This window comes from Enterobacter sp. BNK-8 (assembly GCF_048685095.1).
GTDB classification, from domain to species: Bacteria; Pseudomonadota; Gammaproteobacteria; order Enterobacterales; family Enterobacteriaceae; genus Enterobacter; species Enterobacter quasiroggenkampii.
On record NZ_JBLQTN010000001.1, the window covers coordinates 1,734,817 to 1,757,427 of the forward strand.

Below are 22,611 nucleotides of genomic sequence, written 5' to 3' on the forward strand. Positions count from 1 at the left end.
GAGGGTGCGTTAAGGCAACATTTGTATGACAGCGTTGCAGGGGAAGGCGGCCTGGCCTACTCTGGGAGGATACCCGTACTCAGGAGCGAAAGATGACGGCCACGAATCCCTTTTTTAACATCAGCCTGCTGCCTTACCAGGCCCCCCATTTTGATGAGATCAACGACAGTCACTATCGTCCGGCCTTCGATGAAGCCCTTCGCCAGAAGCGGGTGGACATTGACGCGATTGTCGCTCAGGCCGCTGCGCCTGACTTTGCTAACACCGTGCTGGCGCTGGAGAAAAGCGGCGCTTTGCTCGCGCGCGTCAGCAGCGTGTTCTTCGCCATGACTTCCGCGCACACCAATCCGTATTTACAGGAGCTGGAGGAACAGTTCTCCACCGAGCTTGCCGCGCTGGCAAACGATATCTGGCTGAATGACGTGCTGTTTGCCCGCGTGGAGAGCGTCTGGCAGGACCGTGCCGCGCTTGACGCCGAATCCCGCCGTCTGGTCGAAGAGACGTATCAGCGGTTTATTCTGGCCGGCGCGCGTCTGAATGAGACAGAAAAGGCCGAGCTAAAGGCGTTGAATACCGAGGCGGCCTCCCTGACCAGCCAGTTTAACCAGCGTCTGCTGGCGGCCGATAAAACGGGTGGGCTGGTGGTGGATTATGCGCACCAGCTTGACGGGCTAAGCGCCGGTGAGATTACTGATGCGGCTCAGGCTGCCGCGGAGCGAGGGCTAAACGATCGCTGGCTGATCCCGCTTTTGAACACCACCCAGCAGCCCGCGCTTTCCGCGCTGCGCAATCGTCAGACGCGCGAAAGCCTCTTCAACGCAGGCTGGAAGCGTACCCAGAAAGGGGATGAAAACGATACTCGCGCGCTGATCCTGCGTCTGACGGCGCTGCGTGCGCGGCAGGCCCGTCTGCTGGGCTTTGAGGATTACGCCAGCTGGAGCATCGCCGATCAGATGGCGAAAACCCCGGCTGCCGCGCTGGAATTTATGCGCGGCATTGTGCCTGCCGCCCGCGCCCGCGCGGAACGCGAGCAGGCCGACATTCAGAAAGTTATCGACGACGAGCAGGGCGGTTTCACCGTGGAGGCCTGGGATTGGGCCTTTTATGCGGAGCGCGTGCGCCAGGCAAAATATGCTCTCGATGAGTCGCAGATCAGGCCCTACTTTGCGCTCAATACCGTGCTGCAGGATGGCGTATTCTGGGCAGCCAGCCAGCTGTTTGGCATTCGCTTCGTCGAACGCTTCGATATCCCGGTGTACCACCCGGACGTCCGCGTATGGGAAATTTTCGACCACACCGGTGAGGGCATGGCACTGTTTTACGGTGACTTCTTTGCCCGTGATTCCAAACAGGGCGGGGCATGGATGGGGAATTTCGTCGAGCAATCCTTCGAGTTTGCTGCCCGTCCGGTGATCTACAACGTCTGTAACTATCAAAAACCGGCGAATGGCGGTGTCGCGCTTCTCTCCTGGGATGACGTGATAACCCTGTTCCACGAGTTTGGCCATACGCTGCACGGTCTCTTTGCCAGCCAGCGGTTCGCCACGCTTTCCGGCACCAATACGCCGCGTGATTTTGTTGAGTTCCCGTCGCAAATCAACGAGCACTGGGCCAGCCATCCACCGGTGTTTACCCATTATGCGCGCCATTACGAAACCGGTGAGCCGATGCCGGACGCGCTGCGGAAAAGCATGCTCAACGCGACCCATTTCAACAAGGGTTATGACATGACTGAACTGCTGGCTGCCGCGCTGCTGGACATGAACTGGCATGGCATCGGCGAGGCCGTTTCGAGCGTGGAGGATTTTGAAGCGGCTGCGTTGAAAAAAGAGGGGCTGGATCTGCCTGCCGTGCCGCCGCGCTACCGCAGCAGCTATTTTGCCCATATCTTCGGCGGCGGCTACGCGGCGGGGTATTACGCCTACCTGTGGACGCAGATGCTGGCTGACGACGGCTATCAGTGGTTTGTTGAACAGGGCGGCCTGACCCGTGAAAACGGGCAAAAATTCCGCGAGGCGATTTTGTCGCGCGGCAATAGTACTGATTTAGCTGAACTGTATCGCAACTGGCGCGGGCACGATCCAAAGATTGAGCCGATGCTGGAGAATCGCGGGTTGAGCGAATAGAGTCAGTCTCGTCAGAAAACAGAACCGGGCTTACGCCCGGTTTTTTATACGTTTCATCGTTCCTGTGACCACGATAACAAAAATAGTCTTAATACCCATTCTGAGTAAATACAACCGCTGAGGTTAACAGTTACTTTTACCGGTATATTTAATTAACCGGGTTTGGGCTGTAAAAGAATTAATGATTAATAATTTGATCTGGACTGTAAAAATTAAACATTCTTTAGCTTCATGCTTTTAGCTATAAAATTTCATTAATATTTGCCGATAAATGAAGGTGGCATAAAAATTGTCGTAATAGTTGTTAAGAAGGCGAAAGATGACCCTACCTCTGAACACTCCGGGCTTCACGGATACCGAGCCTTCTAAAGGCCTGATAAATAAAACCTTTACCTATATAGTAACGCTGTTGATTAGTATTTTCATCGCAGCAATAATATCTCTGCTAATAATAAAAAATAATGTTAATGAAATCAGCGACAAACATGATGAATTTTTGTTAAGGAAAGCGCTGGATGCCCGTCAGGAAAGCATGCGAAGTCATTTGAAAGACAATGCAGAGTGGGGAGATGCCTACAAACATCTTCATCTGAACACTGACGTTCACTGGGCATGGGATAAGCAAAACCTGGGTAAGTCCCTTTATGACAACTTTGGTTACGAAGGGGTTTTTGTTCTGTCCCCGGCAGGCACCACGCGATACAGCGTGGTTGACGGGAAACTGAAGCTTCAGGATCCTGAGCGCTGGTTAGATAAATCAACCAAAGACCGTTTACTCCATGATGTGAGCATAAGAAATGGATTGCCGGTTTCTATGCTCGCGCTCATCGACTCCGTTCCGGCCATTGTTTCTGCAGAATGGATAACGACGGGCGATGATACGAGCGTGCAACCCTTACCGGGGAAACCTTCGACAATGGTGTTTATCGACAAATTAACGGCTGAAAAACTCCTTACGATTGGGCTGGATGCCGGAATCAAAAATGTTCGTACTTCACCCACAATAATCAGTTCTCCAATAAACAATCAGACAGCATTTACCTTAAGAACTCAGAATGGCGATGTGCAAATTATCTGGGACAGCGAAAACCCCGGCCAGGCGTTGATTGTTTATTTTTTACCATTACTCATCCTTTCAGTCATTCTGACGGTATCAATGACGGTTATTCTCATGCGTCATATTATGCAGAAGGCAAGAATGCTTGATGAAAATACCTTTCTCCTCGATCAGGCGCGGTTGAATCTTATCACCAGTGAAAAACGATTCCGGGACGTCAGTGAAACAACCAGCGACTGGTTCTGGGAAACAGATTTATCGTTAAAGATTACCTGGCTTTCAGGTCGTTTTTCTACAGTGACGGGATATGAAAATAGCGAATGGATAGGCCGTAAATTAGATGACCTTTTTTCCTCGACAAGCGCATTATTACATGGCTGTGTCAGCCGCCGCGAGTTAACTGAACGATTTGAATTTAAGAACTGTCCTTATACACACGCGCAACAATCCACGTCCTATTGCACGCTTCTGGCAAAGTTTTCGACTCAACCTGATGGAACGGTGGTTTTGCGAGGCGCGGCAACCGACGTCTCTCAGGAAGTTGAAGCAACAAAACGTGTGGAGTTCCTTTCACGCCATGATGAATTAACCGGTCTGCCGAACCGGTATCATATTAAGGAGTTTCTTGCAGGCCAGTTCGCTAAAGAAGGCGTCAGTCATTACCCCTTTGCCATGATTTGCCTCGATTTAGACAAGTTTAAACCCGTTAATGATATTTTTGGACATTCCGCGGGCGATGCTCTGCTTGGCGAGGTCGCTTTACGTCTAAAAAATTGTGTTCGTCGAGGTGATTTTGTCGCAAGGCAGGGGGGAGATGAATTTATGCTGCTCCTCGGCAACAGCAGCCAAAAAGCGCAAATTGAGGAGGTGTGTCACCGTATCGTGCAAGAACTTAACCGTCCTTTCTCCATTGAGGGCAATGATGTGGCGATAGGCGTAAGCATGGGTATTGCGCTGGCTCCCCAGGATAGCAGCAGCGCAAGCGATCTTTTACGCTATGCAGATATCGCGCTTTACCAGGCGAAACAATCCGGCAGAAACCGATGGGTCTATTATCGTCCGGATATGTCGGAAAAGTTGACCGAACGGAGAAAACTGGAATTAGAACTGAAGACTGCAATTCGTGAAGAGCAGCTCTACCTGGTATACCAGCCGCGTTATAACCTCCGATATTCAAAAATAGATGCCGTCGAAGCGCTGGTACGTTGGAAGCACCCGCAGCGAGGGACGATGATGCCCGATCAGTTCATCACCCTGGCGGAAGAAACAGGCCTGATTATTAACCTCAGCAACTGGGTCATACGTACAGCGTGTGCGGAGACAAAAGAGAAATTGCCGGGGTTATCGGTATCCGTAAATATTTCGGCCATCGAATTTCAGGCAAGCGATCTTGCCGAAAGGATAAAAGAGATACTTCACGAAACAGGACTTGAACCTAACCGTCTGGAAATAGAAGTGACTGAAAATGTCACGCTTTCCGATCCTGAAAAAACCTTGCAGACAATGAAGGCTCTCAAAAAAATGGGCATCCGCATCCTGATTGACGACTTCGGTACCGGCTATGCATCTCTGAGCTATCTGCGGAAGTTTCAGTTTGACGGGCTCAAGCTCGACAAGAGTTTTATTTTTACCCTTGGCGATTCACCGCAGAACCAATCAGTCGTAGAGAAAATTATCGATCTGGGTAAAGCCTATTCGATGGCGGTAACCGCAGAAGGGGTGGAGACTGCCGAACAGCTCTCTTTTCTTAAAAAAAATAAATGTGATGAAGTTCAGGGCTACTTGCTGGGAAAACCAGCCGCTATTACGGACTTAAATTTAAATGCAAACAGCGTAAATCTCTAAAGCGTGCTTTCACTCAGGGAAGCGTAAATGAAAAACCGGGCGTTACGCCCGGTTTTTTTATCTTACCACCAGCACAGGGCATTTCGCATGCCGAACCACTGCCGCAGCGTTTGAGCCCAACAGATAGGTCGAGATGTCCGGCTTATGGGAGGCGATAATGATCAGGTCGGCGCCGATCGTATCTGCGAGCTTAAGGATCTGATCCTTCGGAGACCCCGTCACGGCATGCGTCTGTATCTTGTCTGCAGGGATTTTGAATTGCTTAACTATTTCATCCAGTTTTGCTAAGGCCGCGTGCTGGAATTCTTTCATCTTCGGCATTTCTACGGGGTAGGCCAAACCTAACGATGAATAATAGGGAAGCGAAGGAATAACGGTAAGAAAGTGGACTTTGGCCGTGTTAAGTGCGGTATGTGCCTGAACGAAAGGGATAACCATGTGCGTCAGGCTATCCTCGGAGATATCAATGGGAACCAAAATTGAATTGTACACGTGTCCCTCCTGGGTATTTTTTGCACAACTCAGGGTAAACCGTTATTTCCAGCAAAACAGAGAGCAGGTGGTCATAACGGGGACAAATTTCGGTTCTGTGATTTAGGTACAGTTGAACCTGCCTGTCATTCCGTCGTGACAATGAACATTCTTGCTTCCTGGGCGAGCTGGCGTTCAGCCTTAATCGGCGCATATTTTTCCGAATGATAGAAGGCAAGGGCCTGATCTAACGTCGGGAATTCAAAAATGCCCGCATAGGGTAACGGCTCTTCATCACCTTCCAGTACCTGTGCGACAGCACCAAAATGAACAATTTTACCGCCTGCTTCCTCTAATGCTGACGTGAAGCGGGGGGCAAGGCTGGCCTGTCTGGCTGGGTCAATAACGCGTAAGTTGATATGAACAAAGGCTGGCATAACCGTTCCTCAAACATGCTTAATAGTGTATATACACTATTAACTTTAGCATTGAATGTCGAGATGAAATGATGAGCAACATTGATGTAACGTTGTTGAAGGCCATTCCGGAAGTCTGCCCGGCGTTTCAGGCGCGCGCTACTGCTCGGGCTATTACGCGCTATTACAACGCCTGCTTCAGACCGTTTGATCTGACCGCTGAGCAGTTCAGTCTGATAGTTGGCATCGGGGGTTCTCCTAATGAAACCGTTGCGGAACTCGCCGCCAGAGCAGGGGTGGATGCGACAACACTGAGTCGTAATATCCGTAGTCTGGAGTCCCGAGGCATTATTGGCTCTACTGGAGGGCGTGGACGTTCAGGAAAACGACTCATGTTGACGGGGGAAGGCTGGCGTCTGCTTGAACAGGTCATTCCGGTATGGCAATCCGCTAAGCAGGAATTGTCCCAACTTGTGGGCAGCGAGCAGCTTAGCCTCACGACGAAAATGATGAAAAGTCTTGCCAGAATCAGCGCTTCTCTATGACTCTCTCCGTGTCACTGCTCTTTTCTGCAAAACAGCAAAGCCTCAACCGGGCGCAATGCCCGGTATCGTATTCATATTGCGTGACAGCTTACGGAAGCCATAATTTTATTCCCGCCAATATTACCCATAATTAGCTCGAGTAATTTCCGGTATTCCTCACGGGTCATCACCTCGGCCCGTATTTCGGTTTTACCTTCTGCTTGCGCCGTATCGCAATAAATGGCTTTCAGGCTTAACGTCAACTCTTTCGCCATGTTGACAATATTCTGCCGCACCGCATCTTCATGCTCGTCATTACAGGTGATTTTCAGGACATAGCATTTTTCGCCTTCATGGAGCGCGGGCAGTTGATTAATCCGCTGCGCAGCTTCGCGAAGCAGAATGTTGGCGCACAGAATAATCACGCTGGCCATACCGGCATTCCAGAATTGACCTAATCCGCATAGCACGCCAATTCCGGCCGAACACCACAGCGTTGCGGCGGTATTGAGACCCCGGATATTCATTCCCTCACGCATAATAACGCCTGCGCCAAGAAAACCTATGCCGGAGACGATCTGCGCTGCGATGCGCCCCGGGCTATCGGGTGACGTCGAGAGGGAACTTAAAATAAACACGGCCGCGCCCGTCGCAACCAGTGCATTGGTACGAAGCCCCGCCATACGCTGGCGCCATTGTCTTTCCGCGCCGATAATTGCGCCCAGCAGCATCGCTGCGAGCAGATGAGAGATATAAGGGAACATCAACCTGTCGCCTGTTAACATGATTAAACGATAAGCGTCAGCGCTTCACAAAGCACAGTATGACGCCATTAAAACGCAAAGCATGTCAGCGCGAGGGCGGTGGAAAGAGTGAATGATGAAACATGAACATCGCGATGCCCCAAAAATTTGGTCGTTCTTAATGTATTGGGATGCAATCACGTCAAGAGGATTGCTGCCCACCCTTAAGGTAAGCAGCGAGAAAATCGCGTCAGCTTACCTTCGTATCGACGATAAAATAACTTTCCAACGAAGGACTCCTGTGAAAATTTATTGCCAGTATAGTCAGGGCCGATTATGAGTAAAGTGAAAAAACATCGTCCGTTATGAATTGTTTAAGTTCGGAAGGCATGTTTTTTAAGACGTCATCTGATTTTCAAAAATACCCGGTATACTACATTTTCTTTTTTTCAGGCGATAACAGGCAAGGCAGGAAGTATGTCTCTTCGTTCGCTGCGGGCGCTATGCCTGACAAGTTTTTTCATTGCAGATGTCCGCGATGGCCTGGGGCCTTTTCTCGGTATTTTTCTGACCGAACGCCACTGGACCCCTGATGATATTGGCATTCTGATGACGGCCGGCGGGCTGGCGGGGTTACTGGCCACGCTGCCGGCGGGGTTCATCACCGACACCTCCCGCAACAAGCGTGCTGTACTCGCGCTGCTGTGCATTCTGATCACACTAAGCACGCTTCTGCTCTGGTTTAGCCAGCAGAGCGGCGTTGTCGCCGTGTCGCAAATCGTCACCGGTATCTGTGCGGCATTTGTCGGGCCGTTGATCGCCGGGATTATGCTGGGGTTGACCGGGCAGAGCGGCTTCAGCGCGCAGATGGGCAGAAACGAGGCGTTCAATCACGGCGGAAATTTTGTCACCGCGCTGATTGCGGGCGGCATTGCGTGGTACTGGGGCGTGGGCGGGATTTTCCTGCTGATGACCAGCACCACGCTGCTAACGCTGTGTGCGCTGCTTGCCATTCGCAACAGCGATATCGATAACGACGCGGCGCGCGGGCTGTCCTCTTCAGCGAGCCTGCCGGTCCCCGGTTTTGCCGTGCTGATGAAAAACCGGGCGCTGTTTGTGACCGGACTGACGCTGCTGCTGTTCCACCTGGCGAACGCCGCGCTGCTGCCGATGCTGAGCATGAGGGTTGCTGCGGCACCTGCCGCGATCAACCCCGGTTTGTATGCGGCCGGTACCGTCATCATCTCTCAGGCCGTGATGATCCCGGTCGCCATCTGGGCCTCGCGCCGGATCGAACACTATGGTTACTGGCGCTTGATTATGCTGGCGCTGCTGGTTATGCCGGTGCGCGCGGCGCTGGCGGCATCCACGGACGCGCCGTTAATGATGATCCCCGTACAAATTCTCGACGGCCTGGCCGCCGGGATCCTGGGAGTCGTCGTACCGTCGTTTATTGTGGTGCTGCTGCGTGGAAGCGGGCACGTCAATGCCGGGCAGAGTGTGGTGATGTTGATGCAGGGAGTAGGGGCATCCATGAGCCCGGCGTTAACCGGGACGATCGCCGGACATTACTCCTTTGCGACGGCATTCAGTGTCCTGAGCGCCATTGCCCTGGCCGCCGTTCTGCTCTGGTGGCGCGTTGCGCACCGGAGCTGGGAAACAAACGCGCCGGGTGAGGCTTAGCCCCACCCGGCGTAGCACTTAAGCCAGCTCGTTAGGGCACGGCTCACCCTTTTCTAACTGCTGAAGGTTACCCAGCGTGGTTTCCGAAATGCTGATCAGCGCTTCGGCAGTCAGAAACGCCTGATGTCCGGTAAACAGCACGTTATGGCAGGCAGAGAGGCGACGGAACACGTCGTCCTGGATGACATCATTAGACTTGTCTTCAAAGAACAGGTCGCGTTCGTTCTCATAGACGTCCATCCCCAGCGCGCCAATTTTCTGGGTCTTCAGCGCTTCGATAGCGGCCTGGGAGTCAACCAGTCCGCCGCGGCTGGTGTTGATGATCATCACGCCATCCTTCATCTGGTCAAATGCCGCCTGGTTAAGCAGGTGGTAGTTTTCCGGCGTCAGCGGGCAGTGGAGGGAGATTACGTCGGACTGAGAGAACAGCGTCGGCAGGTCGACGTACTCCACGCCCAGATCCAGCGCTGCGGCGCTTGGGTACGGATCGAATGCCAGCAGACGCATGCCGAAGCCTTTCAGGATGCGCAAGGCAGCCACGCCAATTTTACCGGTCCCGATCACGCCAGCGGTTTTGCCGTACATGGTAAAGCCGGTCAGCCCTTCCAGCGAGAAGTTGGCGTCACGGGTGCGCTGATAAGCGCGGTGAATACGACGGTTGAGCGACATCATCATGCCAATCGCATGTTCCGCCACCGCTTCCGGGGAGTACGCCGGGACGCGCACCACCTTCAGACCCAGCTCTTTTGCCGCGTCGAGATCCACGTTGTTAAAGCCCGCGCAGCGCAGGGCGATGTACTTCACCCCCTGTTTTTTCAACTCTTCCAGCACCGGACGACTGCCATCATCGTTTACGAAAATGCAGACGCCTTCACAGCCGTGCGCCGTTTTAGCGGTTTTTTCGGACAGCAGAAAGTCGAAAAATTCAAGCTCAAACCCGTAAGCCTCGTTAACATGTTGCAGATACTTTTTGTCGTACTGCTTTGTGCTGTATACCGCGAGTTTCATAAGACTTTCTCCAGTGATTTTGCATTCACGTTAGCATGATTAAAATTATCTTACAATTTCTAAAATATTATTGAATTCAATAAGTTCTATCAATTATTCTAGAGCATATGTCCACCCTAACTCCATGATATTCTTGCTACGAGGAATCTTTGGCGTGAATCTGGTCAGGGCGTGTAGAGAAAAATACAGTGGGTTGAGGATGCGAAAAAAGCCTGTCTGAATTACGTTAAAGAATGGCAAGAGGGTGTGAAAACTGCAATCCTTCTGGATGTGATGGGACGATATCAGGAACCGGGTGAGTTTCTGATAAAGAGGGAGAATGATGCATGTCGCAACAACTGGGGTTGTCCTTATCTCCGCCAATGCTGCCCGCTTTGTACTATTTCATTGTATCTATAGTAGTTTTTTTCTTGTTATATATTGGGAAACAGAAGATTAACCGGCTACGAAAATACCCACTGTTCATTGGCTATACGCTGTTTGTGATAGCCATTGCAGCCATCCAGATTAACGTTTTTGCCAACGGCTATGAGTTTGTTCGCGGTTTTTTACATATCGATTTTGATCCCTGGCGGTACGACTCGGTGTACTGGGGGTCATTGATATTCGCAATGCTTTACCTGCTGGCAATGCCCAGGAACAGGTATTAATTACGCAGTTATTCCGGCTTCTTCGCCTGAAATTATGCGTAACCCACTGAATCTAAATTGTGTTCTTCAGGTTACGCATAGCAAAAAAGTTACCTCATACTATTTACAGCATCTATCCTTAATCTTGGCGTTAACTTCAACTCAACCGCTAAACATGCGACAATGATCGGCACTGCCGGCTTAATTCTTTCGCTAAATCAGGATATTAACTGCCCATGAAGGGTAAATACAAAGCCGCTCTTGCGCTATTACTGCTGTTCATACTGTTGCCGCTGACGCTGCTGATGACGCTCGCCCAGTGGGTGCCGACGCTCGCTGGGATCTGGCTTCCCGTCGGGACGCGCATCGCTTTCGAAGAGAGCCCGAAACTGACTCGCCACGCGCTGGTGATCCCCGACCTTCGCTATCTGGTGGAAGACTGCGAAATTGCCCGCATCGATAACGTGACGCTGTCACATCCCAGCCGCTGGAAGCTGGATATCGGCGCGCTGGATCTTAACTCCGTCTGCCTGAGCAAAATTCCCCAGTCAGCGCCTTCAACGGTCGCCCCGAAAACGCTGGCGGAATGGCAGGCGGTATTGCCCAATACCTGGCTTACGGTTCACCGCCTGACGCTGTCGCCCTGGCAGCAGTGGCAGGGTGAGCTTCACGCGTCCCTGACCCCGTCCAGCCAGGAGATCGCCTATAAAGGCGAGCAGGTCAGCATTAAAGGCACGCTTCGCGGTCAGACGCTATCGGTCAGCCAGTTCGATGTTCAGCTCCCTGACCAGCCGCAGCCTGTTAAGCTGGTGGGCGAGTTTACCCTGCCGCTGGTGCCGGACGGCGTGCCGGTGAAAGGCCACGCGGTGGCGACCTTTAACGTGCCACAGTTAACGTCTCTGGTCGATGCCGATCTCGACTGGGAAGACAATCAGGGACAGCTGGTGGTGATGGCGAGAGACAACCCCGATCCGCTTCTCGACCTGCCGTGGCAGATCACGGCGGAACAGCTGAACATCAGCGACGGACGCTGGAACTGGGATCTCTCGGGTATGCCGCTGAGCGGGCGGGTGTCCCTTCGCGCCGACAACTGGCAGCAGGGGCTGGAGAAAGCTACGCTGACCGGACGACTGAACGTGTTGACGCAAGGCGATGCGGGGAAAGGCAACGCGGTACTGAATATCGGGCCCGGCAGGCTCAGCATGGAAAACAGCGACATGCCGCTGCATCTGAGCGGCGAGGCGAAGCAAAACGATCTCATTCTTTACGCCAAATTACCGGCAAAACTGACCGGCAGCCTGTATGAACCGCAGCTCGCCTTTGAGCCGGGCGCGCTGCTCCGCTCGCGCGGGCGCATCATCAATTCACTCGATATCGATGAAATCCGCTGGCCGCTGGCGGGCGTGAAGCTCACCCAGAAGGGCGTGGACGGTCGTTTACAGGCGATTTTACGCGCCCATGAAAACGAGATGGGCGATTTTGAACTCCATCTGGACGGTCAGGCCAACGACTTTTTACCTGATAACGGCCTGTGGCAGTGGCGGTACTGGGGGAAAGGCGGCTTTACGCCGATGCATGCCCGCTGGGATGTCGCCGGGAAAGGCGAGTGGCGCGACAACCTTATTGAGCTGACGGCGCTCTCCACCGGTTTTGACAAGCTTCAGTACGGCACGATGGAGGTCAGCAAGCCGCGTCTGGTGCTGGATCAGCCTGTACGCTGGTTGCGCGATGCCGAAAAACCGGCCTTCAGCGGTGCGCTGTCGCTGAATGCCGGGCAAACGCGCTTCTCCGGCGGCAGCGTGTTGCCGCCATCGGTCCTGACCTTCAGCGTCGATGGCACCGACCCGACAATTTTTCAGTTTAAGGGCGACCTCCATGCGGACAACATCGGCCCGGTACAGGTCAACGGAAGGTGGGATGGCGTGCGCCTGCGCGGGCAGGCCTGGTGGCCGAAACAGTCCCTCACCGTATTCCAGCCGCTTATTCCGCCGGACTGGAAAATGACGCTGCGCGACGGTGAGCTTTATGCGCAGGTCGCCTTCTCGGCGGCGGCCGATCAGGGCTTTGAAGCGGGTGGTCACGGGGTACTGAAATCCGGCAGCGCCTGGATGCCGGACAACCAGATAAACGGCGTCGATTTTGTGCTGCCGTTCCGCTTCAGCGAGGGAACCTGGTCTCTGGGCACGCGCGGACCGGTCACGTTGCGCATTGGCGAAGTGGTAAACCTGGTGACCGCGCGCAACATTACCGCGGATTTACAGGGCGATTATCCCTGGACGGAGGACAATCCGCTGCTGCTCACCAACGTGAAGGTGGAAACCCTCGGCGGGAAGATCACCATGCAGCAACTGCGGATGCCGCAGCACGATCCGGCCCTGCTGCGGGTAGACAATATCTCTTCGAGCGAGCTGATTAGCGCCGTCAATCCAAAACAGTTTGCCATGTCGGGTCCCGTCAGCGGGGCGCTGCCGTTCTGGCTGGACAACGAAAAATGGATCATTAAGGATGGCTGGCTGACTAACCCGGGCCCAATGACGCTGCGCATCGACAAAGATACGGCCGACGCCATCGTCAAAGACAATATGGTCGCGGGCGCCGCGATTAACTGGCTCCGCTATATGGAAATTTCGCGTTCGTGGACGAGAATCAATTTAGATAACCTGGGTGAATTAACCATGCAGGCGACCATCAAGGGGACCAGCCGGGTCGATGGCAAGAGCAGCTCCGTCAACCTGAACTATACCCATGACGAGAATGTCTTTACCCTCTGGCGCAGCCTGCGTTTTGGAGACAATCTGCAAACCTGGTTTGAGCAACACGCGGCGATACCCGGTCTCCGCAGTTCGACTGGCAAGGAAAGTGAGGAACAACAATGAAAAAGATGGCTGGTGCGCTCACCGTTGCCGTTGCCGTGCTACTGTCCGGCTGTACGCCGCGAATTGAAGTCGCTGCACCAAAGGAGCCGATTACCATCAATATGAATGTCAAAATCGAACATGAGATCCACATTAAGGTCGATAAAGACGTTGAAACTTTGCTGAAATCGCGCAGCGATCTGTTCTGAGGACGCCATGAAACGAGTAGCTCTGATTCTACTGGCGCTGGGGATGAACGTGCAGGCGGCTACGCTCACCCTAAATGACGCCCGGGCGCAGGGGCGCGTGGGGGAAACCCTCAGCGGTTATCTCGCCCCGATTCAACAGGACGCCGAAACGCTGGCGCTGGTTAATCGCATCAACGCGGCACGCACGGAAAGCTACCAGAAGCTGGCTGACAGCAATAATTTGCCGGTCGATGAAGTGGCCAAAATTGCAGGGCAGAAACTGGTTGCCCGCGCGCAGCCGGGCGAGTACGTGAAGGGCATTAACGGAAAGTGGCTCAAAAAATAGCTAGCGGTAGCGCTTGCGGTATTCACCCGGCGAAACGCCAAAGCGCTGCTTAAACGCCGTTGAAAAATGGCTATGGTCGGTGAACCCCCAGCTGTAGCCAATGCCCGCCAGCTTTTCGTCATCACCGGCAGCGCGCAGCACCTCCGCGCAGCGATCCAGGCGGCGGTTTTTAATGTACTGCGCCACCACCAGACCCTTCTCGGCAAACATGCGGTAAAGGCTGCGCACGGACATACCGCTCTCGGCGGCAATCCATTCCGGGCGCAGCGATTCAGACTGAATGTGGTCGTCAATCAGCGCCACCACATGCTGGAACTGGCGTTCCTTACGCGGCTGAATGATTTCGCGCTGCTGGAAAGCGGGGCGCAGCAGGCAGATCATCGCTTCGAGCGCCGCTTCGCTCTCCCGGTCACTCAGGCTGGTATTGCTCATACTCTCCATCAACAGGCGATGGCTCAGCTGTACCGTGGGCAGCGTGCGGGAAAGGGCGGTGGCGCAGCTTATCTCCTGAAAGCGGCACTGCTGCTCAATGATCTGACGGGGAACCAGGAGCGAAATCTGGCGGGATTTTTCCTGCCAGTTGATCGAGCAGGGGCGTGAGGCATCAATCAGCGTAATATCACCGGTTCTGAGTACCGCGCGGCGGTCATCCTGCTCAATTTCCGCACTCCCTTCGAGCTGGAACACGGTATAGAACCAGGCATCGTTACTCTGTTTGATCTCCTGACGGGAGCGGAACAAGTTGACGCCGCCGGCGGTGACGGTGCTGAGCTTCAGGCTGCGCGCATAGCTGGTCTCCAGCTCGCCGTAGAATTTTCCCTCGGTGGGCTGCGCGTTAAAACGCCCGCAAACCTGGTTAATTTGCGCCAGCCACTGCTGATACTGTTCCTGCTCGCTTGCACACGCCATCGTTTCTCTCACTGCACCGTCAACGTTTTCGCATTGTTGCATTTGTGTTGCATTTTGTCAGAGCTATGAGGCTGACTATAGGAAAGAACACTCACCGGTAACAGCGATATAAGCGGCAATTATCGTGATTTGCGGAGCCTGTCACAGGTGGCAAAGCGAATGTCACAGAGACAAAAGCGAGAATGCAAAACCCCACTTAGACTGGATGAACACCCTGCGAAGAATAACGAAGGAGTATCCTATGTCTGAATCACTGGTAGCTATTCAGCCTGCCGTGCAACAATTTTTAGACCGACAGCATGGCCTGTGGATTGAAGGGCGTCAGGCCGCATCGGACAGTGAAAAGCGGCTGAATGTCTACAACCCGGCCACGGGCGAGGTCATCGCCTCGACTGCCGACGCCAGCGTCGACGACGTTGATCGTGCCGTCATGTCCGGCTGGCGCGCCTTTGTGGCCCGTACCTGGGCCGGAAAACTCCCGGCGGAGCGCGAGCGGATCCTGCTCCATTTCGCCGATCTGGTGGAACAGCACAGCGAGGAGCTGGCCCAGCTTGAAACGCTGGAGCAGGGCAAATCCATCAACATCTCCCGTATGTTTGAAGTCAGCTGCACCCTGAACTGGATGCGCTATACCGCCGGGCTGACCACCAAAATTACGGGTAAGACCCTCGACCTCTCCATTCCGTTACCGCAGGGCGCCCGCTATCAGGCGTGGACGCGTAAAGAGCCCGTTGGCGTGGTGGCCGGGATTGTGCCCTGGAACTTCCCGCTGATGATCGGGATGTGGAAAGTGATGCCAGCGCTGGCCGCGGGCTGCTCTATTGTCATCAAGCCGTCTGAAACCACGCCGCTGACCATGCTGCGCGTGGCGGAACTGGCCAGTGAAGCGGGCATCCCGGACGGGGTGTTCAACGTGGTGACCGGCAGCGGCGCGGTGTGTGGCGCAGCGCTGACCTCGCATCCGCATATTGCAAAGGTGAGCTTCACTGGCTCAACGGCGACGGGTAAGCAAATCGCCCGCGCGGCGGCGGACACGCTCACCGGCGTGACCCTGGAGCTTGGCGGGAAAAACCCGGCAATTGTGCTCAAGGATGCGGACCCGGCGTGGGTAATCGAAGGCCTGATGACCGGCAGCTTCCTGAACCAGGGGCAGGTGTGCGCGGCGAGCTCGCGTATCTATATTGAAGCGCCGCTGTTCGACACGCTGGTCAGCGGGTTTGAACAGGCGGTGAAATCCCTCAGCGTCGGGCCGGGCATGTCGCCAGAGGCGTTTATCAACCCGCTGGTGTCGCGTGCGCACTGTGACAAGGTGCAGAGCTTCCTCGATGAGGCGAAGTCGCGCAACGCGGAGCTGATTGTCGGTAACCGTGGGCCGGAAGGCAAAGGCTATTACGTTTCGCCTACGCTGGTGGTGAACCCGGATGCCTCGCTGCGCCTGACCCGCGAAGAGGTGTTTGGCCCGGTGGTCAACGTGGTGCGCGTCGCCGACGGGGAAGAGGCGCTTCAGCTGGCAAACGACAGCGACTATGGCCTGACGGCGAGCGTCTGGACGCAGAATATCAGCAAGGCGCTGGAATATACCGACCGCCTGCAGGCGGGCACCGTCTGGGTCAACAGCCATACGCTGATCGACGCCAACCTGCCGTTCGGCGGCATGAAGCAGTCCGGGACAGGGCGCGACTTTGGTCCGGACTGGCTGGACGGCTGGTGTGAAACCAAGTCGGTTTGCGTACGGTATTAAAAAGCAAGCCGGGTGGCGGCTACGCCTTACCCGGCCTACAACGACTCGAACCGTAGGCCGGGTAAGCGCAGCGTCACCCGGCTTTTATTTAGAGCGACCACCGATCCCGTCCGGCCTCTTTCGCACGATAAAGCGCCGCATCGGCGCGGGCGATGATCTCGGTGCCGGCCAGCCCCTCCGCCATGCTCGCAATCCCCATGCTTACGGTGACATGGTCGCTGACCGTGGAGGCGTCGTGCGGTATGGCTTCCGTACGCAGGCCGTCCTGAATACGCAGGGCAACCTTTTCCGCGATGTTTGCCGGGCAATTGAAGAGGATGACCACGAACTCCTCACCCCCGTAGCGTGACACCACATCATCAGGTGTGCGCACCGACTGCTTCAGCACGCGCGCCACGCGGGTCAGACAGTCGTCGCCTGCCTGGTGCCCGTAGGTATCGTTGTAGCGCTTGAAGTAGTCGATATCCAGCATGATCACCGAGAAGGTTTTTTTCTGCTCAACCGCGTTCTCCAGCACCACCTCCATTTTCCGGCGATTGGCGGTCTTGGTTAACGGGTCCTGGTGCGCCAGCGCGTCCAGCCGTGATATCAGCAGCTGATTTTGCTGGTTACGTCGCCAGGCTTCGTCAAACCAGCTCAGCAGAATGAAACGCCCGCAGACCAGGATCAGCGTAAACACGCTCCAGATGATGATGAAGTGCAGGTTTAGGCCATCATTGCGTACCCAGCTTGCGACCGGCAGGGTGATCCAGAGCGGGAGCACAAAGGCGAGCAGCCCCTCAGGGTAAAAATAAAGCGCCGTTAACCCAGCGAGTAACAGAATGACGCACAGCGGCCAGACGTGGGGCAGCAGCAATTGCGTGATGAACCAGAAACAGGAGACCGACCAGATGGCGCTACAGATAAATAACACCACGCTGATTCCGGCGATACGCCGCCAGGCCATCAGGATCAGCGCAGCAGAGAGAATAATAATGCCGAGCATGGAGGCATCGACCATTCTCGTCAGCTGCGGCGAGTGGGGATAAAGGGGATCGCTGGCCTTAAGCAGGATGTGTCGCAGCAGGATCATCACCGCGAAACTGACGTTGACGAAGGCCAGCCACGGCAGGTTCATCGCCAGCCCATGCATGACCATGGCATGGCGCGTGGACCAGGTTGCCCGTTCCAGCGTCGGTTGTTTTCTTTTTTCCATAAAGGCCTTTCCCGTCCGGGGGATAAATCATGCAGGTGAGATATCAGTAACTATAAGCAAGCCAGGGCGATCCTCAAACTTCAGGGCAAAAAAAACCGGGCAACTGCCCGGTGGATGGTTATTTTTCGTCTTTTTTCTTTCCGAGCGTTGGCGTCTCGTCGAAGAAGTTCCACGGTTTAAGCAGGGTATGCACCCATTCCGTTGGCATGATCGGCCACTCTTCCGCACGTGCCACGTGGGTGGTGCCGGTGGTCATCCAGACCACGTCATCCTGATCGTTGAGCGACTCGTTATCCTTGCTGTACTGCCCCAGGCCGGTGTCGTGCACGGAGCGGTTAGGGAATTTTCCTTCCGGGTAGAGCTCATCCGGGTGGTAGCGGGTCACCCACAGCTGTTTGTCCATAAAGCTCAGGCGATGGTAAATCCACTCGTCCGGCGCAAATTTCGCGCCGGTTGCCACCGGGTGCGTGCCGCCCGCGTAAGGGATGATCTGGTACGAAACCGGGTTGCCCATGCGGTTCTCTTTGCGGGTGTTGCTCAGCAGGCGAATCGTGCCCGGGTCGAACTTCTGCGCTGCCTGCTGCTCGGTATCAATATCATACTGATTGATCTGCATGGTGCTGGTGCGCGGGCCACCGGTGGTATTCGGCTTCACTTCCGGATCCATGGCCACCAGCTTGTTGTTGATGCCGTCCACGTCCATATCGAGACGGAAGTTGTAGATGTGCTGGTGCGTGGTGCCCACGATGTTGTGGTCGATCAGCGTACCGTATTTTGTATCGTCTTTGGCGGTGGCATCGTGCATGGTTTTCGCCTGCACGCCTTTCACCGCTTCGATACCCGTCGCACCGGCGTCAATGCCGATGGTGCCATTTTCATGGAACACCCAGTCGAAGATGTAATCGTAATTGCCCACGGTACTCACCCAGCGCACCACCAGTTCGCGGCGCTCGGTGCTGACGTTAGGCTGGGCCATCTCCTGATGCTTATATTCCGGGCCTGCGTAGCGTTCGAAAATGGCGATTGCGCGCGGGACCTCCATCGGCGCGCCGGTGTAGTCCGGGATGGTTTCATTGAGCATCACCGCGTTGGACGGCACGTCTTTACCGCGCACCAGCGGCGAGGTCAGGGTGCCCATGCCGTAGTCGCCGGAATCAAGATAGGCCTTAAAGTACCAGCCCACGTCCGGATCGCCGTAAGGAACGATCATGCCGCCGAGCGACCCCTGATACATAATCTGGCGTTTTTTGCCGTTGTCGTTATAGGTGACGGTTGAAATCATCGGGCCGACGCGGGAGTCCAGGCTCAGGTGGAAGTCCCAGTTCTGCCAGTGCACCATATCGCCGGTAATGGTGTAGTTCTTGCCTTCCGGCTCAATGATGTCGAGCGGTTTTTTCGGCGTCTCTATACGGTCGCGGCCATCGTAGGGGCGCGGCGTCATCGGAACCGGAACAACGGCACCTTCCTCAATCTTCTGGATTTTCTTCTGCTCAAGATCGACCACGGCCACCAGGTTTTCAATCGGGTGCGCCCAGTAGTTGCCGTCGCCGACATCCAGATAGCTCACCACTTTCAGCAGGCGATCTTCCTGCTTCAGGCCATCTTTACCGTCGAAATAGCCGACGGTCAGCGGCGTGGTAATCACTTTTTTCGGGTCGGTGATGCCGTGTTTTTTAAGCACCTCGGCAAACTCCGTGCTGTCGTTGATGATCTGCTGTACCGCGGTGAAATCATCCAGCAGCACCATGCCGTGCGCATCTTTCACCGGCTCCCAGCGCAGGATTTTTTTATCCTTCAGATCCACCAGGCTTTCGATAACGTGCTTTCCATCGAGCATCACAATCTTTGCCTGACGCGGGGCATCCACAGCCGTACCGTTAAGCACAAAGTCCCACACTTTGGCTTTCTCTGGCTCAGCAAGGGCAATCTGGGTAAAGCGGGTATTCGGTTTAAAATCCGCTGAGGCTTTGACAATCTCAACGGCTTGCTTAATTTCGTCCGCCGTCAGCGCGTTTAGCGGGTGAGGGCGTTTTTCAACCTGGAAAGTCTGGTCAAGACCGGACTGGAAAACATCGTTGATGAAGCTGTCAGAGATAAAGGCTTTTTTGCCTTTCATTACCACCGGCACCTCGAGCTTGAGGGTTTTCCCGTTGACGATGGCGGTTTTAGCGCCCGGTTTGACCTTCACAAAGGCGCCGTCTTTCGCAATGGTGAACATCTGTGCGTAATCATCCCACTGAACGTCGGCGCCAAAGTCCTGCAGCGTTTTGTCCATCGGGACCATATGCGCCTCACTGCCGTGGGCGAAAACAGGGGATTGCCAGGCGCAACACAGCGCAACGGCCATAGCCAGCGCCGTTCTACGGGCAGAAAAAGAAGAATTGCTTCCCATCGTAGACCTCATCTTGTTGTGTTTATTGTGTTGTGACAGCCTTATCCTGACAGGCGCCTGAGAAAAGCGTTTGCCTGCATCTGCCAGATTATTTGCCAGTCTTGCCAGGTTAAAAAAAGAGCGGGGCGATGTCACACCCCGGTTGGTCGTCGTAGGCCGGGTAAGCATCGCGCCACCCGGCAGGAAAGGCGGTGAAGGGAAGGTGTCAGAAATCCCCCTGCTGGCGCGCCACCAGCGTCAGGATAGAGTAGAGCGCCACGGCCTGCTGGTGCTGGTTGAAGATCTCAACCGCCCATTCCACCACGCCGGTTGGTTTTTCCTCGGCGGTACGCTGTTTCTTCAGCGTTTTACGCTTGCAGGTCAGACGCACCTGAATGGTATCGCCCGGTTTAACCGGCTCGATAAAGCGCAGGTTTTCCATGCCGTAGTTGGCGATCACCGGCCCGACGCCCGCATCAACAAACAGCCCTGCTGCGGCGGAAATCAGGAAGTAGCCGTGCACTACGCGCTCGCCAAAGATCGACTCTGCCGCGCCAATCTTGTCCATATGGGCGTAGAAGTGGTCGCCGCTCAGGCAGGCAAAGTTCACGATGTCCGCTTCCGTCAGGGTGCGGCGCGGCGTCAGCAGGCTGTCGCCAGGCTGCAGCTCCTCAAAGTATTTGCGGAACGGATGCACGCGATCTTCCTGCACCGTTGCGCCACGCACCCACTGCTTGCCAATGGCGGCCAGCATGGTCGAACTGCCCTGAATGGCGGTGCGCTGCAGGTAGTGCTTCACCGCGCGCAGGCCGCCCAGCTCTTCGCCGCCGCCCGCGCGGCCCGGGCCGCCGTGCACCAGCTGTGGCAGCGGGGAACCGTGGCCCGTGGACTCTTTCGAGGCTTCCTCATTGAGGATCTGAATACGCCCGTGGGCGCGCGCCGCACCGGTAATAAACTGACGGGCAATGTCCAGGTCTGCGGTGACCAGCGTACCCGCCAGGCTGCCGCCGCCCGCGCGGGCAAGCTGTATTGCGTGGCGCGCGTTGCGATACGGCATCAGCGTCGCGACCGGGCCAAAGGCTTCGGTTGAGTGCACTGCCGGAGTTTCATCCGGCTGCGGGCAGAACAGCAGGGTCGGCGGGTAGAACGCGCCCGCGGCCTGCAAATCCGCTTTGCCACCCAGGCGGACCTGGCAGCCTGCGGCGATCAGTTGCTCCACTTTCTCCTGCACGTCCGCACGCTGTTCGGCGTTGACCAGCGCGCCCATCTTTACCCCTTCCTGCGCCGGGTCGCCCACCACCACCTTTTCCAGCCGGGCAACCAGCGCCTGGCTCACGGCGTCAATCTGGCTCTGCGGGACGATAATGCGGCGAATGGCCGTACATTTCTGCCCGGCTTTGGCGGTCATCTCGCGCACCACTTCCCGAATGAACAGGGCAAATTCCGGCTGCTCCGGCGTGACGTCTTCCCCCAGCACGCAGCAGTTCAGGGAGTCGGCTTCCATCGTGAACGGAATGGCATTCGCCACAATATTCGGGTGCACGCGCAGGCTTTGCCCGGTGCTGGCGGAGCCGGTAAAGGTCACCACGTCCTGACTGTCGAGCTGGTCGAGCAGATCCCCCGCACCGCCGCAGATCAGGCTGATGGCGCCGTCCGGCACCAGGCCGCTGTCGACGATGGATTTCACCATCGCCTGCGTCACCTGTGCGGTGGCGGTGGCGGGTTTGATGATGGCGGGCATACCGGCAAGCCAGGTCGGGGCCAGTTTTTCCAGCATTCCCCAACAGGGGAAGTTAAAGGCGTTGATGTGCACCGCCACCCCGGATTTGGAGGTCAGGACGTGACGCGCGGCAAAGCCGCCTTCTTTTGACAGCGGGATCAGCTCGTCTTCCGGCCACACGGTGTCATCCGGCAACTCGCGGCTGCCCAGGCTTGCATAAGTGAAGAGGGTGCCGATCCCGCCTTCGATATCGACCCAGCTGTCTGATTTTGTCGCCCCGGTCTGGGCGGACAGGGCATAAAACGTCTCTTTCTCGCTAAGCAGGTGCTTTGCCACCGCCTTCAGCATGGCCGCGCGTTCGATAAAGGTCATTTCGTGAAGCGCTTCGCCGCCGCGCTCAATCGCATAGCGACGGGCGGCCGCCATGTCCAGCCCTTCGCTGGTCACGCTCCACAGCGCTTCGCCACTGATGGCGTGATGAATAGTGCGTTCGCGGCCCCGGCCAGACTGCCAGGTACCGGATAAGAAGCTGGCTAACTGCTGCATCGCTTATCTCCAAATGTTACGTAATTTACCCATTAATAGTTTGATCATGAATCATAAAAATCAAGCTGAGTTTTAATGAATTGTTAACATTGTGATCCGCTCTGATGAAACGCGGCGCGCCAGGACGCTCTTCAGCGCGCTTGTAGTAAAAGACTTGCGAGCAGAGTCACATAATCAGGAAACAATTCTTGGGGTTATATTTAACCTTTGTGTAACTTTTAAAAAACAAAGTGATTCA

Annotated in this window: 17 protein-coding genes; 9 read left to right on the top strand and 8 right to left on the bottom strand. The window is 55.3% G+C overall.

Annotation, left to right across the window (positions count from 1 at the left end; all coding sequences use genetic code 11):
- The first annotated feature begins 92 nt into the window (after window positions 1–92).
- Together dcp and ACMGGU_RS08400 are read left to right on the top strand one after the other, a co-directional pair.
- Entirely contained in the window at window positions 93–2,126 is a 2,034-nt protein-coding gene (dcp, locus tag ACMGGU_RS08395) for a peptidyl-dipeptidase Dcp (protein ID WP_420300401.1), read from the top strand.
- A gap of 319 nt (window positions 2,127–2,445) precedes the next feature.
- The gene (locus ACMGGU_RS08400; protein ID WP_420300402.1) at window positions 2,446–5,028 is read left to right on the top strand and encodes a bifunctional diguanylate cyclase/phosphodiesterase; all 2,583 of its coding nucleotides are present in this window, start codon (window positions 2,446–2,448) and stop codon (window positions 5,026–5,028) included.
- 57 nt (window positions 5,029–5,085) lie between these two features.
- On the opposite strand, the gene uspF is transcribed toward ACMGGU_RS08400, so the two are convergent.
- Entirely contained in the window at window positions 5,086–5,520 is a 435-nt protein-coding gene (gene uspF, locus ACMGGU_RS08405) for a universal stress protein UspF (protein ID WP_032674686.1), read from the bottom strand.
- A gap of 125 nt (window positions 5,521–5,645) precedes the next feature.
- Complete coding sequence (locus tag ACMGGU_RS08410; RefSeq protein ID WP_032674687.1) at window positions 5,646–5,936, bottom strand: DUF1330 domain-containing protein; 291 nt, start codon at window positions 5,934–5,936, stop codon at window positions 5,646–5,648.
- A gap of 68 nt (window positions 5,937–6,004) precedes the next feature.
- Here ACMGGU_RS08410 and ACMGGU_RS08415 point away from each other — a divergent pair, with 68 nt between their 5' ends.
- Window positions 6,005–6,460, top strand: a complete 456-nt coding sequence (locus tag ACMGGU_RS08415; RefSeq protein ID WP_233099167.1) for a MarR family winged helix-turn-helix transcriptional regulator — start codon at window positions 6,005–6,007, stop codon at window positions 6,458–6,460.
- Between the two features lie 71 nt (window positions 6,461–6,531).
- Here the strand turns inward: ACMGGU_RS08415 and ACMGGU_RS08420 are convergent, their stop codons facing one another.
- Window positions 6,532–7,203 carry an MgtC family protein gene (locus ACMGGU_RS08420; protein WP_045910420.1) on the bottom strand — a complete coding sequence of 224 codons (672 nt, stop codon included), beginning with the start codon at window positions 7,201–7,203 and terminating at the stop codon, window positions 6,532–6,534.
- Between the two features lie 456 nt (window positions 7,204–7,659).
- Here ACMGGU_RS08420 and ACMGGU_RS08425 point away from each other — a divergent pair, with 456 nt between their 5' ends.
- Window positions 7,660–8,865 carry an MFS transporter gene (locus ACMGGU_RS08425; protein ID WP_420300403.1) on the top strand — a complete coding sequence of 402 codons (1,206 nt, stop codon included), beginning with the start codon at window positions 7,660–7,662 and terminating at the stop codon, window positions 8,863–8,865.
- 18 nt (window positions 8,866–8,883) lie between these two features.
- Here ACMGGU_RS08425 and ACMGGU_RS08430 read toward each other — a convergent pair whose 3' ends face one another.
- Window positions 8,884–9,873: a 2-hydroxyacid dehydrogenase gene (locus ACMGGU_RS08430; protein ID WP_028013015.1), complete on the bottom strand. Its 990-nt coding sequence runs from the start codon at window positions 9,871–9,873 to the stop codon at window positions 8,884–8,886.
- Window positions 9,874–10,199: 326 nt separating this feature from the next.
- Here ACMGGU_RS08430 and ACMGGU_RS08435 point away from each other — a divergent pair, with 326 nt between their 5' ends.
- The 4 genes from ACMGGU_RS08435 (at window position 10,200) to ACMGGU_RS08450 (ending at window position 13,891) form a co-directional block, all read left to right on the top strand.
- On the top strand, window positions 10,200–10,523 hold the full coding sequence (locus ACMGGU_RS08435; protein WP_069719312.1) for a hypothetical protein: 324 nt from the start codon (window positions 10,200–10,202) through the stop codon (window positions 10,521–10,523).
- A 215-nt stretch (window positions 10,524–10,738) separates the two neighbouring features.
- The gene (locus tag ACMGGU_RS08440; RefSeq protein WP_420300404.1) at window positions 10,739–13,378 is read left to right on the top strand and encodes a YdbH family protein; all 2,640 of its coding nucleotides are present in this window, start codon (window positions 10,739–10,741) and stop codon (window positions 13,376–13,378) included.
- Window positions 13,375–13,566, top strand: a complete 192-nt coding sequence (locus ACMGGU_RS08445) for a YnbE family lipoprotein (RefSeq protein ID WP_196364644.1) — start codon at window positions 13,375–13,377, stop codon at window positions 13,564–13,566. Before ACMGGU_RS08440 ends, ACMGGU_RS08445 begins: the two co-directional genes overlap by 4 nt.
- A 7-nt stretch (window positions 13,567–13,573) precedes the next feature.
- Window positions 13,574–13,891 (top strand): YdbL family protein, encoded by a 318-nt coding sequence (locus ACMGGU_RS08450; protein ID WP_420300405.1) that lies wholly within the window; start codon window positions 13,574–13,576, stop codon window positions 13,889–13,891.
- Here ACMGGU_RS08450 and feaR read toward each other — a convergent pair whose 3' ends face one another.
- Window positions 13,892–14,800, bottom strand: coding sequence for a transcriptional regulator FeaR (feaR, locus tag ACMGGU_RS08455; RefSeq protein ID WP_045910621.1), 909 nt, complete (start codon window positions 14,798–14,800; stop codon window positions 13,892–13,894). It abuts the gene before it with no gap.
- A 241-nt stretch (window positions 14,801–15,041) separates the two neighbouring features.
- Here feaR and ACMGGU_RS08460 point away from each other — a divergent pair, with 241 nt between their 5' ends.
- Complete coding sequence (locus tag ACMGGU_RS08460) at window positions 15,042–16,541, top strand: aldehyde dehydrogenase family protein (RefSeq protein ID WP_063621528.1); 1,500 nt, start codon at window positions 15,042–15,044, stop codon at window positions 16,539–16,541.
- A gap of 88 nt (window positions 16,542–16,629) precedes the next feature.
- On the opposite strand, the gene ACMGGU_RS08465 is transcribed toward ACMGGU_RS08460, so the two are convergent.
- The 3 genes from ACMGGU_RS08465 to paaZ all read right to left on the bottom strand — a co-directional run bounded on the left by ACMGGU_RS08465 (window position 16,630) and on the right by paaZ (window position 22,373).
- Window positions 16,630–17,736, bottom strand: a complete 1,107-nt coding sequence (locus tag ACMGGU_RS08465) for a diguanylate cyclase (protein WP_045910425.1) — start codon at window positions 17,734–17,736, stop codon at window positions 16,630–16,632.
- A gap of 118 nt (window positions 17,737–17,854) precedes the next feature.
- Window positions 17,855–20,128 carry a primary-amine oxidase gene (gene tynA, locus ACMGGU_RS08470; protein WP_420300406.1) on the bottom strand — a complete coding sequence of 758 codons (2,274 nt, stop codon included), beginning with the start codon at window positions 20,126–20,128 and terminating at the stop codon, window positions 17,855–17,857.
- Between the two features lie 205 nt (window positions 20,129–20,333).
- Window positions 20,334–22,373, bottom strand: a complete 2,040-nt coding sequence (gene paaZ, locus ACMGGU_RS08475) for a phenylacetic acid degradation bifunctional protein PaaZ (RefSeq protein ID WP_420300407.1) — start codon at window positions 22,371–22,373, stop codon at window positions 20,334–20,336.
- Window positions 22,374–22,611: the final 238 nt, after the last annotated feature.

Coding starts and splice junctions, on each gene's coding strand:
- ACMGGU_RS08450 (WP_420300405.1), top strand. CDS start 13,574: ATGAAACGAGTAGCTCTGATTCTACTGGCGCTGGGGATGAACGTGCAG.
- dcp (WP_420300401.1), top strand. CDS start 93: ATGACGGCCACGAATCCCTTTTTTAACATCAGCCTGCTGCCTTACCAG.
- ACMGGU_RS08445 (WP_196364644.1), top strand. CDS start 13,375: ATGAAAAAGATGGCTGGTGCGCTCACCGTTGCCGTTGCCGTGCTACTG.
- ACMGGU_RS08440 (WP_420300404.1), top strand. CDS start 10,739: ATGAAGGGTAAATACAAAGCCGCTCTTGCGCTATTACTGCTGTTCATA.
- tynA (WP_420300406.1), bottom strand. CDS start 20,128: ATGGGAAGCAATTCTTCTTTTTCTGCCCGTAGAACGGCGCTGGCTATG.
- ACMGGU_RS08400 (WP_420300402.1), top strand. CDS start 2,446: ATGACCCTACCTCTGAACACTCCGGGCTTCACGGATACCGAGCCTTCT.
- ACMGGU_RS08430 (WP_028013015.1), bottom strand. CDS start 9,873: ATGAAACTCGCGGTATACAGCACAAAGCAGTACGACAAAAAGTATCTG.
- paaZ (WP_420300407.1), bottom strand. CDS start 22,373: ATGCAGCAGTTAGCCAGCTTCTTATCCGGTACCTGGCAGTCTGGCCGG.
- ACMGGU_RS08435 (WP_069719312.1), top strand. CDS start 10,200: ATGTCGCAACAACTGGGGTTGTCCTTATCTCCGCCAATGCTGCCCGCT.
- feaR (WP_045910621.1), bottom strand. CDS start 14,800: ATGGCGTGTGCAAGCGAGCAGGAACAGTATCAGCAGTGGCTGGCGCAA.
- ACMGGU_RS08415 (WP_233099167.1), top strand. CDS start 6,005: ATGATGAGCAACATTGATGTAACGTTGTTGAAGGCCATTCCGGAAGTC.
- ACMGGU_RS08460 (WP_063621528.1), top strand. CDS start 15,042: ATGTCTGAATCACTGGTAGCTATTCAGCCTGCCGTGCAACAATTTTTA.
- ACMGGU_RS08410 (WP_032674687.1), bottom strand. CDS start 5,936: ATGCCAGCCTTTGTTCATATCAACTTACGCGTTATTGACCCAGCCAGA.
- ACMGGU_RS08420 (WP_045910420.1), bottom strand. CDS start 7,203: ATGTTCCCTTATATCTCTCATCTGCTCGCAGCGATGCTGCTGGGCGCA.
- ACMGGU_RS08465 (WP_045910425.1), bottom strand. CDS start 17,736: ATGGAAAAAAGAAAACAACCGACGCTGGAACGGGCAACCTGGTCCACG.
- ACMGGU_RS08425 (WP_420300403.1), top strand. CDS start 7,660: ATGTCTCTTCGTTCGCTGCGGGCGCTATGCCTGACAAGTTTTTTCATT.